This window comes from Leptolyngbya sp. AN02str, from assembly GCF_050565595.1.
Lineage (GTDB): Bacteria > Cyanobacteriota > Cyanobacteriia > Elainellales > Elainellaceae > Kaiparowitsia.
Genome location: NZ_JBNXVR010000010.1, coordinates 75,123 through 90,681, shown reverse-complemented (window position 1 = coordinate 90,681; position 15,559 = coordinate 75,123). Strand labels below are relative to the sequence as shown.

Genomic DNA, 15,559 nt, shown 5'->3' with positions numbered 1-15,559 from the left:
AATCCACCGCTTGCCTGAATCGGTTTTTGAATGTGGGGATGGTGCTGCCGAACTGTTGCTGTCGAACTGTTGCTGTCGAACTGTTGAGCATACTGATGGATAAGGTGAAAGCTGGCCCGTGGCGATCGCGCCTTGCTGCCGTTACATTTGCAGGATTTTTCCTCTGGATTTTGATATTGGCCTATCAGGGCAACTTGCCCCCGCAGCTTGAGCAATTTCCCAACCATGACAAACTCGGTCACGTCGTTTTATACGGGTTGGGTGCGTTTTTGGGTCATCGAGTGCTGCATCGGCACCGGGTGCGGTTGGGGCCATGGGTGCTGCCCTGGTGGATTTTGGCATTTAGCACGTTTACGGTGGTGGAAGAGTTGATTCAGTCGCAATCGCCCCACCGCAGCCTGGATGCGCTAGACCTGGTGTGTAGTGGAGTCGGCATTTGGTTGGGCTACTGGCTGGCTGAGCGATCGCTGCGGTAGGCTGGTATCTGTTTGCAAGGGCTCAGGCTGTTGGCCGAGTAGCCAGTAGGTTCGCATGGTGCCGCGACCCTTCACGGCAATTTCGCCCCGGAGTTCAAACCGATAGCGATGCTGAAGGCAGTCATAAACCGACTGCGTAACCTGGATGCGTCCTGGCTCACCTTGCGACTCCATGCGGCTGGCAATGTTGACCGTGTCGCCCCACAGGTCGTAGATGAATTTGCGCGTGCCAATGACCCCAGCGACCACACTGCCTGTGTGAATGCCCACCCGAATTTGCAATTGCGTGCTTGCTTGCTGATTAAACGAGTCCATCCATTGCTGCATGCTTAGGGCCATGCTGGCGATCGCCTCGGTATGGTGCGGATGGGGACTGGGCAAGCCACCCACCACCATGTAGGCATCGCCAATGGTTTTAATTTTTTCCAGCCCGTAGCGAGTCGTTAAATCATCAAAGCCCGAAAAAATCTGATTCAACAGCTGCACCAAATCACACGCCGGAATTTGGCTAGAAAATTCCGTAAACCCTGCAATATCGGCAAATAAGATGGTGGTTTCTTCGAACTGATCGGCAATGTAATCTTCGCTGCTGAGCCCCAGCCGATCGCTCTGAAGCTTGAGTCGAGTGGCGATCGCTTCTGGCAAAACATTGAGCAATAGCTGCTCGGCCCGTTCGCGCTCGCGGCGGTTGTCAGCTTCGGCTTGTTTGCGTGCGGCGATCGCCCCACTCACCTGCCGCACCATATCTTGAAAGGCCAACACCACATCGCCTAGCTCATCCTGCCGGGTCACAGGGGTCGCGAGAAAGCGATCGCTGGCCTCCCTGTCTTCCAGGGCATCGCCCACCCTGCGCAAATCGTTTCGCAGGCGCACAATCGGCGAAATGACCAGCGGCCCCAACACCACCACCGTTCCCAACGTAACAAATAAACCAATAATGGCTACCAAACCCGCAATGCGTGCAATGAAGGCGATCGTTTCCCGATCCACCGCAGCACTATCGTGACGGATGATTAGGGCATACTCCTCGTAGCCCAGCGGCAGTGGGATTTCGGCATCGTAGCGTGCCCCTTGGGCTGTGTTGTAGCGCTGGGTGCGCCGTCGCTTTGGTGGATGATTCTGTGCGCGATCGCCCCCAACCGAGGGCATCATCATCGGCGGCTCTTGCCCCAGCACACCAATGACAGCGCCATTGCGGTATAGCGCGCCGCCCAAAATTTTGGCATGGGAATTGGGATATTGGATGAGGGCTGTCAGCGCGCTCAGCAGTTCTGCTTCAGATAACGGAGTCCGCTCACGCCAGCTCAGGGCTTCTACCTTGGCCGAGGTGATAGCGTGTACGGTGGTTAACACCTCTTGCTGACGACGATAAACCGACGGAATGAGGATGACCGTTTCGATCGCCACAATGTTGAGAAACACCCACAGTACAATGCGGCGCGATAACCGGGCTGCCAGCAATCGAGGAAACTGTTTCAGCCGATGAACGACAGACTGGCGCGGCGACCTGGGGGAATGGTTGCTCTTGAGCAAGGCAGGTTCCTCAATTCAAGTTCCTCAATACCAACAGAACCGACGTGCTTTGTACAGTATCCGAATGGTTTGGAATGAGTGGCTGTCGGCGAAGCCCACGACCTATCGCCAGCGGCGTCACTCTTCAGGAGGTTCATTCCTCCAAGCAAACTCTGCAAATGCGATGCAGTCTCAGCATTCCCACGGAACCTGCATCAAGATGCACTTGGCAGCGGAATTTCTAAACTCCGCCACAAGTACCAGGAGGCGATGGTGCAATAGGGCGTCCAGCGATCGCCATAGGCCAGCACCGCTTTTTTGTTGGGCAGGTCGGGAAGCTGGTATACGCGGCGAATGCCCGCCCGAATGCCCAAATCGTCTGCTGGCAATACATTCAGCCGATGGAGCCAAAAAATCAACAGCATTTGCGCGGTCCAGCGACCAATTCCTTTGACCTGGGTCACTGTTTGAATGATGGCATCATCCTCCATGTGCTCCAGCGCCTCCAAGGTCGGCAGACCATTCAGTGTATGAAAGGCCAAATCTTTGACGTACAGCACTTTGGCGCGAGACAACCCCACTCCGCGCAGGGCGTCATCTGCGGTTTCTAGCACGGCTTCTGGTGTGGGAATTTGATGGGGATACAGCGCTACAAACCGCTTGTGAATGCTAGCTGCGGCTTTGCCGGATAGCTGCTGATAGATGATGGATTCCGACAAAGCCTCGAATAGAGTGCCGATTGGCCGCTCGTGAAACAAGGTACAGTCGCCTACCTGCTGCATCACTTGTCCCAGCACAGGGTCTGCCAGCGTTAACGTGGCGATCGCGTCTGAATAGTCCATCGGGCAATTTCCCTTCGTCTCCACGATTGAGCCAGCCAAATCGAGCGAAACACAAGAATCAATATAGTACAAATTTATTATCTAAAGGCGAATAGAACTCGTTGCGGAGTGTTTTGCGCCGGGCGCAGCATCCGTTTTCAAGGAATTTCAAAATAAAGTTGTCATTCTCTGTCATTCTTCGTTATAGTGATAAAGCACAACGCGGGATAGAGCAGTCTGGTAGCTCGTCGGGCTCATAACCCGAAGGTCAGTGGTTCAAATCCACTTCCCGCCACCAAGTCCCAAAACCCCTCATCAGTTCACTGGTGGGGGGTTTTGCTATGGACTAGCTTTATGGGCTAGTTCGTATGAATTGATTCGGTTTTGTCTGCCCATGTCATTTGCACACTTTGTTACAGATTGTAGTCGTTCGGTTTCTTGCACTGGGGAAGAGCCGCGATCGCTAGATACAATGATCTCTGGGCGGGAAGTCCGGGCAGTCTTTGGGCAGTAGCAAGGGAAAATGACATGGAACTGGGGCTAAAGCAACCGATTTTGATAGGTGGATTGGGGCTCACGGCGGGTGCAGTTCTGTTGAATTGGGTGCATCCCGGTACTGTGCACCTCAGCGACACGGTGACCTGGGGCATGATGGCCATGGGTGGCCTGTGGTGGCTGCGTCAGCGCCGGAGTTCCTCGCCTTTGGATGTGAAGGCGATCGCCCAACCGCTCGATCGCACCGCCGTAGAAGTGGCCCTGACCCATGTTGAACGGCTGATTCAGCAGGTGCAGGACGAGTTGCCCCAGGCTAATGGTGCCGTGGAAGGCGAGCAAAATATTGCCTTGGTGCAGCCTTGGCACGATCGGGCGGCGGCACTCAAATCTGACCTTGATCGCACGGCTCTACGCGTGGCGGTGGTGGGGCAGCAGTCTACGGGTAAAACCGCCCTGACTCAACTGTTGGCGCGCACCTGGCAAACGACCCTGGCAGAGCCTGTAGAACTCATTGATGGCGCGATCGCCCCAACACCTGAGCCCGACTCTGCTGCAGATTCATTGATGGGGGCCGACCTTGTACTGTTTGTGACGAATGGCGACCTCACCGACAGCGAACTGCAAATGCTGCGAGAGTTCGTTAGCTGCAAATATCGCATCCTAATTGCTTTCAACAAACAAGACCACTATTTGCCAGAAGAACGTCCCCTGGTGCTGCAACAGGTTCGAGAGCGTGTGATGGGGCTGTTGCCGATTCAGGATGTGGTGGCGGTAGCTGCGGCTCCTACTGCGTACAAAGTGCGGCAACACCTGGCTGATGGCACTGTGCAAGAACGCATGGAGCAACCGAACCCTGATATCGCGGCTTTGACAGAGCGGCTGACTGGAGCGGTCATGGGCGATCGCCAACGGCTTGTTCTCAATACGGTGATGCGCCAGCTCGATGGGCTGAAGGCAGATATCCTGGCCGAACTCAACCAGCGCCGTCGCGATCGCGCCATGCCGATGATCGATCAAGCCCAGTGGATTGCCGCCGCCGCCGCCTTCGCCACCCCCATTCCCAATTTGGATTTGTTGGCGACTGCTGCGGTGAATGCCCAGCTCGTCATGGATTTGGGTAGCCTGTACAAGCAGCGCCTGAGCCTGGATCACGCCAAAACCATCGCCGCTAGTCTGGCCGAAGTGATGATCAAGCTGGAACTGGTAGAGCTTTCGTCGCAAGCCATTATGCCCCTGCTGAAAAGCCACGCCCTCACCTATGTGGCTGGTGGCACCCTCCAGGGCATCAGTGCTGCCTACCTTACCCGCATTGCTGGATTGGGGCTGGTGGACTACTTCCAGGAGCAAAGCCAAACGGTGGGTGAGGCCACCGATGCGCCCCTCAATCTGGATCGCCTCACGCATACCATCAAGGCGGTGTTTCAGGCCAACCAGCGCACCGCTTTTGTGCAGAATTTGGTGACGCAGGGCCTCCAGCGTTTAGCTCCGGCTCAAAAGTCACCCCTGCCCAACGTCGAGGCTTCTGCCTAGCCCCGCGGTTCAACAAACTGTTGCGGATCCAGTGCCTGGGGAACTGCCCCCATGAATGATGAAATTTGGGTCAGCCTGTTTCGACAGGCTGACCCTTTTGTAGAGCTACGCCTACCCAACTCGCGTTTACACTAGAAAAATCCGGCATGGTTCAGGGCTGCCAAAGCTCAAATTTTGCAAAGCTCAAATTGTGGATTGGTCAGGACTGACGAAGCTGAATGATGTTTGGAGCGCTTAGCGCTCCAAACATCATTCAGCCCCTGGTTTTTCGGATGAAGTGCGTAGGTCCGATTAGTTTTGGCAACCTTTGTGCATTTTCCATGCCCGTTGCAAGGTCAAAACAGTGTCAGCAAGCACTGTCAACTGCCAAGCCTTGTTGCACCATAAGATTAATTGCCCATCGATGAGTTCATGAGGAGTTAGGTAGGGTGAACGCAGCAGAGCAAGCAACCGGATTGGAACTCGCGACCAAAATTGCCTCGGTGGTGAGCCTGTTTAAATCGCAGTTTCCCGATGCTCGTGCCGATCTAAAACCCTGGGCCAACGACCCCGACACCCGCGAACTGATTGACCCTGACTCGATTGATATTGGCTTTCACCTACCGGGCTGGAGTCCGCGCTACCAGTGCCGCTCCATGCTGGTTCAAATTCGCTTTTTTGATGATGAGCTGGAGAGCGATCGCCGCGTCATTGGCGTAGAGGTGGTGGGCTTTAGCCACCAGGGTGAGCAGTGGCGTCTTTCAACCATCGATGATTGGCATATTGTTGGCAGCAAGCAACCCATCGATGAAATTGGCGACAAGCTGAAACAATTTTGCCGACAAATGTTTGAACTGTTCAACGGAAAAGGCAGCGACGCCAAAAATTAAATTCTGGACTATCAACTTTTGAACTGCCGATCTTGAACTAAGTCAGCAGCCGTTGTTAAACATAAAACCCAAAGCTCCGTGCCTCTCGCGGGCGGCACGGAGCTTTGAGGTTTTAATGGTGTCGAGGTACTTACCAAACCTGAATTTTGGATAAGCTGAAGTGCCCATTTCTGAGTGCGCATCGCGCACGCAGAAATGGGCTTTTCTGAGGTTTGCGCGTCGCGCAAACCTCAGAAAAGCTCTTAACCGAAACTGATGTTTACCAACTTTAGGGCGGCGGCTGTTGTCTCCCTTAAACACTGAGCTTGCCTGTGCACAACAGCCCAAGGTTTTGGGACGCTGACGACGTTCACCAGCTCTGAACCCATCTGACCGCAACAACGGGTATGAGACCTCGTAATCCATGGCCATTCTTATCGTTCCGATTGAGGGAAATCGACTCAACCATTAAACAATCATCACAAAAGGTTCCATTCCGAAATCAGTGCCATAGGATGAATGCGAAGTTTCAACTCATGACAAAAAATCCGGGCACAAAGGTTCGCGGCATGAGTCTTATGAGTGGTAGGTCTATCGCATGAGTTACTGGGTATCCCAAATGATGAAAGCAACCATTTCTCTATTACTTGCTCCTGCTGCCTTGGCAACTGTCATTGTCCCTGTTCAGGCTCAGCAAATTTCCATGCCAACGGAAACAATCTTGATTGCCCAAGGGTCTGATCCAGTAAGTGTTGCACAAGATTTCATCAACAAGCTTGGACAACGGCAGTTTGCAACAGCAGTTCAAGAATATGATGCGATCGCTCAGGATGTGAGCACTCAAAGTATTCAGCAATATTGGAATGATATTTTGGCCACTAGTGGCGCATTTCAACAAATTATTGATGCGCAATTGATTGCCCAAAGCGGTCCAGAAGCCGTGGTGTTAGTGTCTTGCCAGTTTGAGCGCGATCGCCGCGATTTGTTTGTGTTATTGGCCGATGATGGTGTGACCAGTTTTAATGTTGTCGAATAGGTTGAGTGTTTCATTATCATGTGAACGGACCCCATTCTTGATAACCCCCTATCCATCACAAACTTAGAGAATGGGGGTCGGCAACCCACTTCTCAAATGGTCTCAACTCCCCAATAATCTGTTCCCTACAGGACTCACACGGTTTTTTATGAAAGGCTTAACTCGTGGTCTGACGACCCTGGCAGTGGTTGCCTTGGGTGCATTGTCTACCTCTAATTTGAATGTTTCTGCGGCAACCTTTGGTCAGCAAGAGGTTGATCAAAGTCGCTTTGTTACCTTCTCGTCGACCGGCATTACCAGACGCAGCCTCATCATTGTTGAACAGGTGTCGGATGCGCGCCCGTGCTGGTCGGTGGATGAAACAACGACTCCAGCCACTGTTGATCCACTGCTACTCACGTTTGACTTTACTGGTATTTGCAGTCGCTCTACCGATCGCAACGGCTATTCCATTCGGGTGAATGGAGAAGACTTGGGTCTGGCCTATACCTTGCGGGTGGTCGAGCGCGATGGTGACTTGGTATTGGTGGGGGAACCCAGCAGTAGCTCTCAGCCCCGCCTCGACATTGGTCGGGCGGGTGGTGTGTCCAACAGCTTTGCCAAGCTCAATTTAAATCCGGGCTGGCGATTGACCAAGCGTACCTTTGGCGATCGCGTCTTGGGTCACGTCTATCTCACCTACGAAGGTGTCTTTCCACCTCCGGGCACTCCTACCCCCAGCCCATCGCCCAGTCCATCTCCGTCGCCCAGCCCTTCCCCATCGCCTAGTCCCTCTCCCAGTCCATCGCCCAGCCCAACGCCGGGACCCAGCTTTACCGATATTTCGCGCGATATTTATCGTCAACAAATTCAGCAAGCTGTTGCGATTGGATTCATTGCCGGCTTCCCCGACAATACCTTCCGTCCCACTGGCACGCTAACCCGTGAACAGCTTGTCTCCATGATTTTGGATGCATTAGTGCGAGCCCCGAATGTCAACTTGCAGCTACCCACGCAAGCGTCGGGCAATCCCTTCTCGGATGTGAATGCTGCTCGCTGGAGTGCCGCCAAGATTCAGTTTGCTCGCGATAACAACATCGTGGCGGGCTATCAAGATGGCACCTTCCGGCCCGATCAGCCCGTGACCCGCGCTGAGTTGATGGCCGTGGTGAAGCGGGCCGCTCAGTATGCTCAAACCCGACGCGGCTCATCGAACGTGCTGCTGCCAACTCAGCAGGCCTTCAACTTTACCGATATTCAGGGTCACTGGGCTCAGTCTGTCATTCTGGAAATGTCGAGCTACTGTGGTGTGGCCTCTCCGCTCAATGAGCAAGGCACCCAGTTTTCGCCTAGTGGTCCAGCGTTGCGCAACTATGCAGCAGCGGCCACCTTACGCATGTTGGATTGTTTACAGCTACCCCAGTAAGTTCCGAACTCAACCAGTTCGATGTAAAAAGCGAGGGAATGGCCAATTCCGTCATTCCCCAAGCCCCTTTAAAGGCCCCAGCCATGCCCCGGTGTTGAGCGTTTGACAGGTTCTTCACAGGCTAACTGGGGTGCTTTTTGTGGAGGGTATCGGGGGGCTGTCGGGTGTCTGTCAAAACTAACCACTTGAGCCGGACTTACGCAGTTGAATGATTTATAGAGCGCTTAGCGCTCTATAAATCATTCAACCCCCTGGTTCTTCGGATGAAGTACGTCAGTCCTATTGAGGTTGAGTTCGGTGATCGCGCGCTCGTTTCTGGCGGCGATCGGCAACAATAGAAATGATGGACGACCAACATTGACATGGCAAATCCTGCATCGAGCGAGATGAATCGACCCGAGGCTGCGCGACCAGATGTGACCCGTGCTGTGGGTGGCACAGGCGGCATCATTCCTCTGGGGATGCAAGACATTCACTACCAGCGGGCGCGAACGAGCCTAAAGCAGGTGGTCAACCGCTATCGTCAACTGCTGCGATCGCCGCGTCAAAGTAATGGCATCGAATTGCAAGCCGCACTGAAGACCGAATTAAACCAAGTTTCTAGTGCGCTGGACAAGCTGAATGCGAATTTGGTGCGCGTGGCGGTATTTGGGTTGGTGAGTCGGGGCAAGTCTGCGGTTGTGAATGCGCTCATTGGTCAAAAGGTGTTGCCCACTGGCCCTATCAACGGGGTGACCCAATATCCCCGGTCGGTTTACTGGTCCTTGGACTTGGGCGAACCGATTACTGTGGAGCTGATCGACACGCCGGGATTGGATGAAGTGGGCGGACAGTCGCGGGCGGCGATGGCGCTAGATGTGGCCCACGCCGCCGATTTAATTTTGTTTGTTGTAGCAGGCGACATTACCCGCACGGAATATCATGCGCTATCGGAGTTGCAGGCCGAGCACAAGCCAATTCTGGTGGTTTTTAACAAGATGGATCTCTATCCCGATCGCGATCGCCAGGCAATCTATCACAAACTACAAGAGTTGTTTGCCAACGGTGGCACCCAAACGCGCCCCTTTTTCAAGCCAGAAGATATTGTGATGGTGGCTGCAGAACCTTCGCCGTTGCAGGTGCGGGTGGAATGGGAAGATGGCCGCATCACCCATGAATGGGAGTCGCCTCCTGCGCAGATTGATGAACTGAAGCGATCGCTCATGGCCATCTTGAGCCAGGAAGGAAAGTCGCTGCTGGCCTTGAATGCCCTGCGACAGGCCCGAGAAGCCGAGCAGTCTATTGCCCGCAAATCTATAAAGCTGCAACAGGCTGAAGCTGAAGATTTGATTTGGCAGTTTGCGAAGTGGAAGGCTGCGGCGATCGCCCTCAACCCCATTCCTGTTTTGGATTTGCTGGGCGGCTTTGCTACCGATGTGGTGATGATTCGCATGTTGGCTAAACTTTACGGTCTGCCCATGACCCGCTACGAAGCCACCAAACTCGTGAATGCGATCGTGTGGAGTTCTGGCAGCCTGTTATTTGGTGAACTGGGCAGCGGCTTGCTGTTGGGTGTTGGCAAAGGTGCCTCTGCGATCGCCTCGGCTTTTGACACTGTGAGCGGCTTTATGGCCTATAGTAGCGCTGCGATCGCCCAAGCCACGCTGGCCGGCTATGGTTCCTACCGCGTTGGCAAAGCCGCCCAAGTATACCTGGAGCAAGGCTGCACCTGGGGGCCAGACGGCATCAACACCACCATTCAAGACATCCTTGCCCAAGTGGACGAAGAGACCGTCCTCTACCGCCTCCGCCGCGAAATTTCAGCCAAGAGCTAAAGGTCGCCATGGTAGATAGGGAGTCAGGAGTCGGGGGTAATTTCGTTCTGGGGAGAAACTGGGAAAAGAGCGCTGTGCTGCGGTTAAGCAGGATGGCTCTCTAGCCGTTCAATAATGCCGCCACCCAGCACCACCTCACCGTCATACCAGACAGCTGCCTGTCCCGGAGTGACGCCAAACTGCGGCTCATCAAACACAATGCGGGCGCGATTGCCCTCTAACGGCGCAACCGTTGCCCCAACTGGAGTGGCCCGATAGCGGATCTGCACCTCTGCCCGAATCGGTGTTGAAGGCGGCGCAATGGATACCCAATTTACTCGCTGTACCGAAAACTCTGGTACCAGCATATCAGTGCGATCGCCCACAATCACTTGGTTGCGCCCCGCATCCAGGCCAATCACATAGAGCGGATTTGCCGCCGCAATGCCCAATCCTTTGCGTTGCCCAATCGTGTAGTGGTGAATGCCCGTGTGCCGACCCAGCACCCGCCCATCCTGATCCACAATATCGCCCTCTTTAGGCGCTAAGAATTTATCCAAAAACGCCTGCATCGACCCATGGGCTTCAATCAAGCACAAGTCCTGGCTCTCAGGCTTTTCCGCCGTGTGCAGCCCAAACTCCGTCGCCATCCGTCGCGTTTCGACCTTGGTTTGGTCACCCAGCGGAAACAGCGTATGAGCCAGAATGTCTTGCTCTAGGTCGTACAAGAAATAGGACTGATCCTTACTGCGATCGATCGCCCGCAGCAGTTGATAACGACCTGTTGCCGAATCCTGTTGAATGCGGGCATAGTGTCCCGTCGCAATTTTATCGATGCCCAATTCTTCCTGGGAGTAGCGCAGCATGGGGCCAAACTTGACCGCTTTGTTGCACTGCGAACAAGGCAATGGCGTAATACCATCGCCATAGCCACTCACCAAATAGTCCACAATATATTTTTCAAACACATCGCGGGTATCCACAATGTGGTGCGGTACGCCCATCTCATCGCATAGCCGGGTTGCATCCACCATCCCTTCCGAGCAGCACTGTCCCTTACCCTTCATTAACCAAAGGGTAAGGCCCACTACGTCATATCCTTGCTGATGAAGGGTTGCGGCGGCCACCGAGCTATCTACGCCGCCCGATAGTCCAACGACGACTTTGTTCATGTCTTGGGATGCTGTTCTAGCTTGCAAAAAAAGATTCTATCCTAGGCTAGCACTTGCAACTCGGTGCGTGGCATTGGGTACGGAATGGGGCTACCAAACGGTAGCGCTGGGGGTACGGATGGGGTATGGTTTTGTGCGAACCGAATTGGCGATAGTGGCGATCGCCCAGGCACACAATCCGAACGTGAACTGCTAAAAAGAGCCAGTTACAAAACATGGGGAGTGGTGCCTGTTGCAATCCACTCCCCATAGTTCCTCAAGATTCAATTTAAGCGATTCGTACAATCTTGCGAAACAGCTGCATCCTAAACTTTAGGCTCCAATTCGCAGCAGCTCCACATCAAAGACCAGCGTAGCGTTGGGAGGAATCACGCCACCCGCACCCCGAGCGCCATAGCCCAAGTCGGGGGGAATGATGAGCTGGCGACGACCGCCCACGCGCATGGTGGAAAGGCCCTCATCCCATCCGCGAATCACTTGGCCCACGCCCAGCTTAAAGGAAAAGGGTTGATTGCGCGTGCGAGAGCTATCGAAGGTGGTGCCATCTTCGAGGGTACCCGTGTAGTGCACAATCACGGTTTGCCCTGCTTGCGGCTGGGCACCCGTACCTTCCACCAAATCTACATACTTAAGACCTGAGTCGGTCGTTACAACATTCTGTTGACTTTCTTCCATAGCAGGTATCTCCGTGTCAGTGGGTTCAGCGGCCTGTGCCACCAAGGTTGGGAGCGAAGTCGATTCAGGAGACTGATCCACCTGAGCCTGGAGTGGTGCCGTTTTTGCCAGGTTGCCAGCAACGGCTTCCGATTTGGAGCCTGTCACTTGCAGCACAATCAGCAGAACCGTGCAAACCACCATAACGCCGAAGCTAATGAGAATCTCGCGCACAGCAACAATCCCCAACACTTTAATGAATAAATTTAAGATGACGCCAAATTGCTCTAGCGCAATCTTGGGTGTTCTTGTCTAGTCTATCGCCTTATGCGATCGCCCAAACAGCCTTCTATCGCCACAGTTTATTTTCCAGATCGCGCACTTGGCGCTCTAGGCGATCGAGTCTACCCCGCAGTTCGTCCATTTCGTTTTGGCGTGGAACTCCCAAATCCTGCATCACGTTTTGAATTTGACGCTGAATGATAGCTTCGACACTGGACTGGTCATTTTTGAGCTGTTGCATCAGGTCGTTGACCAATTTGCTAGCCTGTTCGGGATCGAGCCGTCCCTCGCGAACGAGTTGATCGGTGGCTTCTCGCACTTTATCGGCAACGAGTGACGTGGTTCCAATCCCGATCATGAGCAGTTGTCGCAATACGTCGTTATTCATAGAGTTGTTCTCGACATTGAGGGATGGCTAACGTGACGTTTTACAGCACCTTATCGATATCGATAGGCGAAGCAGCATGGTTGGAGCAATCGCCATTCAATTCATCCAGTTGGTTTTGGAGATATCGTTGCATGCTGTCTGTGTGCATACACTCGTTCATTCCACCTACCAACACGACGCACGGAGCGCGCAAGCTCACGACATGTACTCGTTCTTTTTATCGATGGTTTAGCGATGATTGATCACTGCAATCTTAAAGGTTGTTTTTAACGTACAAACCCTATTGTTGCAAATCCACTTCTTTCCGTCTTGGCTCGGTCATGGGCAGAAAACCTCACCTGCTCAGGGATGGTGTGCGGTGTGCTGCACCTCATTATTTACCCCCGGCTAGAAAAATCTATCCATTGAGGCGATTGCAACTTCATAAACCTTCGCTATATTACGAAATGTTGAGAGTGTGACTTGACGCATGGAAATTGAGTGTTTGAGGGTTCGGGTTGATCCCGAGTTGCGCGAAGCCTATATCCGAAAAGACGCAGAAATTTGGACCGAAACATTAGCTCAATATCCAGGCTTTTTAGGAAAAGAGGTGTGGATCAGCCCCGATGATTTGTCGGAAGTAGTGTTGACGGTGCGCTGGGCTTCGTTTGAAGAATGGCAGGCGATTCCCGACGATGTGCTGCAAGCAACAGAAGCGCGCTTTGATGCAGCTGTGGGGGGCAACTACGAATTGGTGGAGTCGTCTCGCTACCAAATTCGTAAATTTGGGGATGTGTAAAGCTCTGGATGCGGCAAGTCGAGGGATGGAAAGAAGTGTTTAGACTAGAGGAGAAGATGCTGCACGCTGCACCGGTTCGCTATGTCTGAGTGTCCCCGCTGTCACCAGCCTGTTGATGTGCAGGCGATCGCCTGTCCCCATTGCCGCACTCCACTCAAGGCCTACGGTCATCCCGGAATGCCGCTGTATCGAGCCACAACGCATCCATACTTGTGTCCATCCTGCGTTTACCACCTGGATGACACTTGCAATTTTCCCAAACGGCCTCAGGCCAAGGAATGTACCCTATATCGTGATGTAGAAGCGATGAGCGTTGCGCCCGCTGTGAAGCAGCGCGGTTCAGCCAGCACTCTCAGCCTCTGGCTCCATCGGCACAAGACGCTGATGATTTTGGCTGGCTTAGTCATTGTGAGCTTGGCGATCGCGCTTTCTCAGCGCTAGCCCCTGCCCTGCTGCGGGGCATTGCCTCAGTTCCTGAAGGCCAATTTATGGCGACACCACGGGATTGAAGAGATCGCCCTTTTATTCCACGTTATTGGTATTCATTCGTTCATCACACCCATTGATAGGAGGTCATGATGCACAGAAGCAGAGCCGCAGGACTGGGATTGGGACTCGTTGCCGCGTTGAGCATTCTCCACGCCCCGTTCAAGACTCAGGCCATTCAGCTGGCAGATGGCACAGTTTACTTTGAGCACGCACCCCGCTTGCTGGATGCCGCGACAAGCAGCCGCACCCCATCCATTGCAGGAGCAACCTACTACTTCACGGTTGAACTGCCAGAGAATGCGGGAGAACCCTTGGGCAAACTTACCCTCACCTCTCCCAACAGTTGGGTAGGGCCACAGCGCATTCGGTTCCGTACTGATGCAACGGTTGCATTTGAGGGAACGTGGCGCGATCGCGGCGATGACATTTCCCTGCGCGATGTCACCGTCGATGAAGAGACTCGCACCATTGAGGTTGCATTTGATCCGCCAGTTGAGCCGGGAACAACCGTGACTGTTGGGTTACGGCCACGGCGCAATCCTCAAGCGGGCGGCACTTACCTGTATCGTGTGCTTGGCTTTCCTGCGGGTGAGCTTGCCCATGGTCAACCCCTTGGCACTGCCCGCATTCAAATCAATGATCCCAGCGATGTGTTTATCCTGAACTATCGCTGGTGGGATTAAAGCTGAGTGCGATCGCTCCCAACCTACTCGGCGATCGCACCCCCACAGGAACTGCCAGCACCCGCCGTACAACCAAAGCAGTGCCGCGCCGTTACAATGTGCCGCTGAGCTAGGGCGTCGGGGTTGAAGTCGCGAATGTGGGGATGGGTTTGGTTGGGCAACTGCACTTCTAGCTCCAGCATTTGGTTAAAGTCGCAATCAAACAAACGACCATCCCACGATACTGAGATGGTGTTGCGGCACATGACTCCGGCGATCGTACTGGGATTAAAGGCATTCACCAGTCGTTCCATATACGCGTCCAAATTGCCCGACTCTTGCAACCATTCCAAAAAGCGAGAAATGGGCATGTTGTTGAGGCAAATCAAGCGATCGAAGGTGACGCCATGGTTTTTGGCGAGTCCGGCTTTCCATTCTGCCTCTAGCTTTTGCTGACCGCTGGCCAAGAACGCCCCCGTGGGATTAGACATCAGCGTTAGTCGTCGCTGGGGATCGCCCTGACCGTATCCAGCCGCATTCAGCCGCTTGAGCGCTTCAATCGATTTTTCAAACGTGCCGCTGCCTCGCTGGGAGTCGGTATTGAACTTGCGGTAGTGAGGCAAGGAGCACACCACTTCTACGCCACGCTCAGCGAACCATTCCGGCAGGTCTTGCAGGGTGGGTAGTAGCAGCACTGTCAGGTTGCAGCGATCAATCACGTGAACACCGCGACGAACGCATTCATCCACTAAGTAGCGAAAGTGCGGATTAAGCTCGGGTGCACCACCCGTGATATCGACGGTGTGAGCCGTGGTTAAATCTAGCGCTCGTAAGCAGGCGTCTACGGTTTCGCGATCCATCATTTCGCGACGATCGGGGCCAGCATCGACATGGCAGTGGCGGCAGGTCATGTTGCACAGCTTGCCAATGTTGATTTGCAAAATCTCTAGCGGCGCGGGTTGAAAGGTGGTCCATCCCTGCTGCTGTATCCGAGCGGCAAAGTCTCCCTGGTTGGGCGGCAGCGCAACGGCATCTAGGCTGGCGATCTGCTGTTGGGGATCGACGAGGGGCGATCGCCGCTGGTAGAGCGAGGTGGTGGGTTTGGGGCCAGCTTCAGGAGTGGTGAGGTGCAGGTTTTGGGCGATCGCGCTTCCGGTCTCGGTCTCAAACATGAACGTCGGTTTCCTTAAGGGCAGAGGGATAGCGCCATGAAGCAGA

16 protein-coding genes and 1 tRNA gene are annotated in these 15,559 nt (G+C 54.0%); 11 read left to right on the top strand and 6 right to left on the bottom strand.

What is annotated here, in order from left to right:
- The first annotated feature begins 95 nt into the window (after positions 1-95).
- Positions 96-476 carry a VanZ family protein gene (locus tag ACQ4M4_RS10050; protein WP_430684360.1) on the top strand — a complete coding sequence of 127 codons (381 nt, stop codon included), beginning with the start codon at positions 96-98 and terminating at the stop codon, positions 474-476.
- On the opposite strand, the gene ACQ4M4_RS10045 is transcribed toward ACQ4M4_RS10050, so the two are convergent.
- Positions 408-2,009, bottom strand: coding sequence for an adenylate/guanylate cyclase domain-containing protein (locus ACQ4M4_RS10045; RefSeq protein ID WP_430684359.1), 1,602 nt, complete (start codon positions 2,007-2,009; stop codon positions 408-410). The genes ACQ4M4_RS10050 and ACQ4M4_RS10045 overlap by 69 nt on opposite strands.
- A gap of 194 nt (positions 2,010-2,203) precedes the next feature.
- Positions 2,204-2,830, bottom strand: coding sequence for a DNA-3-methyladenine glycosylase family protein (locus tag ACQ4M4_RS10040; RefSeq protein WP_430684358.1), 627 nt, complete (start codon positions 2,828-2,830; stop codon positions 2,204-2,206).
- 200 nt (positions 2,831-3,030) lie between these two features.
- Here ACQ4M4_RS10040 and ACQ4M4_RS10035 point away from each other — a divergent pair.
- The 6 genes from ACQ4M4_RS10035 (at position 3,031) to ACQ4M4_RS10010 (ending at position 9,937) form a co-directional block, all read left to right on the top strand.
- Positions 3,031-3,107 (top strand) — tRNA-Met (locus tag ACQ4M4_RS10035).
- Positions 3,108-3,337: 230 nt separating this feature from the next.
- Positions 3,338-4,834, top strand: a complete 1,497-nt coding sequence (locus tag ACQ4M4_RS10030) for a slr1306 family protein (protein ID WP_430684357.1) — start codon at positions 3,338-3,340, stop codon at positions 4,832-4,834.
- Positions 4,835-5,262: 428 nt separating this feature from the next.
- Positions 5,263-5,703 (top strand): hypothetical protein, encoded by a 441-nt coding sequence (locus tag ACQ4M4_RS10025; RefSeq protein WP_430684356.1) that lies wholly within the window; start codon positions 5,263-5,265, stop codon positions 5,701-5,703.
- Positions 5,704-6,280: 577 nt separating this feature from the next.
- Positions 6,281-6,718, top strand: coding sequence for a hypothetical protein (locus tag ACQ4M4_RS10020; protein ID WP_430684355.1), 438 nt, complete (start codon positions 6,281-6,283; stop codon positions 6,716-6,718).
- 148 nt (positions 6,719-6,866) lie between these two features.
- Positions 6,867-8,123 carry a DUF3747 domain-containing protein gene (locus ACQ4M4_RS10015; RefSeq protein WP_430684354.1) on the top strand — a complete coding sequence of 419 codons (1,257 nt, stop codon included), beginning with the start codon at positions 6,867-6,869 and terminating at the stop codon, positions 8,121-8,123.
- A gap of 362 nt (positions 8,124-8,485) precedes the next feature.
- Positions 8,486-9,937, top strand: coding sequence for a GTP-binding protein (locus tag ACQ4M4_RS10010; protein ID WP_430684353.1), 1,452 nt, complete (start codon positions 8,486-8,488; stop codon positions 9,935-9,937).
- Positions 9,938-10,020: 83 nt separating this feature from the next.
- Here the strand turns inward: ACQ4M4_RS10010 and mnmA are convergent, their stop codons facing one another.
- Positions 10,021-11,115 carry a tRNA 2-thiouridine(34) synthase MnmA gene (gene mnmA / locus ACQ4M4_RS10005; protein WP_430684352.1) on the bottom strand — a complete coding sequence of 365 codons (1,095 nt, stop codon included), beginning with the start codon at positions 11,113-11,115 and terminating at the stop codon, positions 10,021-10,023.
- Positions 11,116-11,155: 40 nt separating this feature from the next.
- On the opposite strand from mnmA, the gene ACQ4M4_RS10000 reads away from it, so the two are divergent.
- Positions 11,156-11,284: a hypothetical protein gene (locus ACQ4M4_RS10000; RefSeq protein WP_430684351.1), complete on the top strand. Its 129-nt coding sequence runs from the start codon at positions 11,156-11,158 to the stop codon at positions 11,282-11,284.
- 116 nt (positions 11,285-11,400) lie between these two features.
- Here ACQ4M4_RS10000 and ACQ4M4_RS09995 read toward each other — a convergent pair whose 3' ends face one another.
- Complete coding sequence (locus ACQ4M4_RS09995) at positions 11,401-11,976, bottom strand: FKBP-type peptidyl-prolyl cis-trans isomerase (protein ID WP_430684350.1); 576 nt, start codon at positions 11,974-11,976, stop codon at positions 11,401-11,403.
- A gap of 115 nt (positions 11,977-12,091) precedes the next feature.
- On the bottom strand, positions 12,092-12,412 hold the full coding sequence (locus ACQ4M4_RS09990; protein ID WP_430684349.1) for a phasin family protein: 321 nt from the start codon (positions 12,410-12,412) through the stop codon (positions 12,092-12,094).
- 469 nt (positions 12,413-12,881) lie between these two features.
- Between ACQ4M4_RS09990 and ACQ4M4_RS09985 the strand changes: the two genes are divergently transcribed.
- From ACQ4M4_RS09985 to ACQ4M4_RS09975, 3 genes are all read left to right on the top strand, one after another.
- On the top strand, positions 12,882-13,190 hold the full coding sequence (locus tag ACQ4M4_RS09985; protein ID WP_430684348.1) for a TIGR03792 family protein: 309 nt from the start codon (positions 12,882-12,884) through the stop codon (positions 13,188-13,190).
- Positions 13,191-13,271: 81 nt separating this feature from the next.
- Entirely contained in the window at positions 13,272-13,631 is a 360-nt protein-coding gene (locus tag ACQ4M4_RS09980; protein WP_430684347.1) for a double zinc ribbon domain-containing protein, read from the top strand.
- A gap of 134 nt (positions 13,632-13,765) precedes the next feature.
- The gene (locus tag ACQ4M4_RS09975; RefSeq protein WP_430684346.1) at positions 13,766-14,362 is read left to right on the top strand and encodes a DUF2808 domain-containing protein; all 597 of its coding nucleotides are present in this window, start codon (positions 13,766-13,768) and stop codon (positions 14,360-14,362) included.
- Positions 14,363-14,385: 23 nt separating this feature from the next.
- Here the strand turns inward: ACQ4M4_RS09975 and arsS are convergent, their stop codons facing one another.
- Positions 14,386-15,513 carry an arsenosugar biosynthesis radical SAM (seleno)protein ArsS gene (arsS, locus tag ACQ4M4_RS09970; RefSeq protein WP_430684345.1) on the bottom strand — a complete coding sequence of 376 codons (1,128 nt, stop codon included), beginning with the start codon at positions 15,511-15,513 and terminating at the stop codon, positions 14,386-14,388.
- Positions 15,514-15,559: the final 46 nt, after the last annotated feature.

Bases quoted from the DNA above. Each gene is read 5' to 3' on its own strand.
- ACQ4M4_RS10050 (WP_430684360.1), top strand. From the start codon at position 96: ATGGATAAGGTGAAAGCTGGCCCGTGGCGATCGCGCCTTGCTGCCGTT.
- ACQ4M4_RS10040 (WP_430684358.1), bottom strand. From the start codon at position 2,830: ATGGACTATTCAGACGCGATCGCCACGTTAACGCTGGCAGACCCTGTG.
- ACQ4M4_RS10030 (WP_430684357.1), top strand. From the start codon at position 3,338: ATGGAACTGGGGCTAAAGCAACCGATTTTGATAGGTGGATTGGGGCTC.
- ACQ4M4_RS10020 (WP_430684355.1), top strand. From the start codon at position 6,281: ATGAGTTACTGGGTATCCCAAATGATGAAAGCAACCATTTCTCTATTA.
- ACQ4M4_RS10015 (WP_430684354.1), top strand. From the start codon at position 6,867: ATGAAAGGCTTAACTCGTGGTCTGACGACCCTGGCAGTGGTTGCCTTG.
- ACQ4M4_RS10010 (WP_430684353.1), top strand. From the start codon at position 8,486: ATGGCAAATCCTGCATCGAGCGAGATGAATCGACCCGAGGCTGCGCGA.
- ACQ4M4_RS09990 (WP_430684349.1), bottom strand. From the start codon at position 12,412: ATGAATAACGACGTATTGCGACAACTGCTCATGATCGGGATTGGAACC.
- ACQ4M4_RS09985 (WP_430684348.1), top strand. From the start codon at position 12,882: ATGGAAATTGAGTGTTTGAGGGTTCGGGTTGATCCCGAGTTGCGCGAA.
- ACQ4M4_RS09980 (WP_430684347.1), top strand. From the start codon at position 13,272: ATGTCTGAGTGTCCCCGCTGTCACCAGCCTGTTGATGTGCAGGCGATC.
- ACQ4M4_RS09975 (WP_430684346.1), top strand. From the start codon at position 13,766: ATGATGCACAGAAGCAGAGCCGCAGGACTGGGATTGGGACTCGTTGCC.
- arsS (WP_430684345.1), bottom strand. From the start codon at position 15,513: ATGTTTGAGACCGAGACCGGAAGCGCGATCGCCCAAAACCTGCACCTC.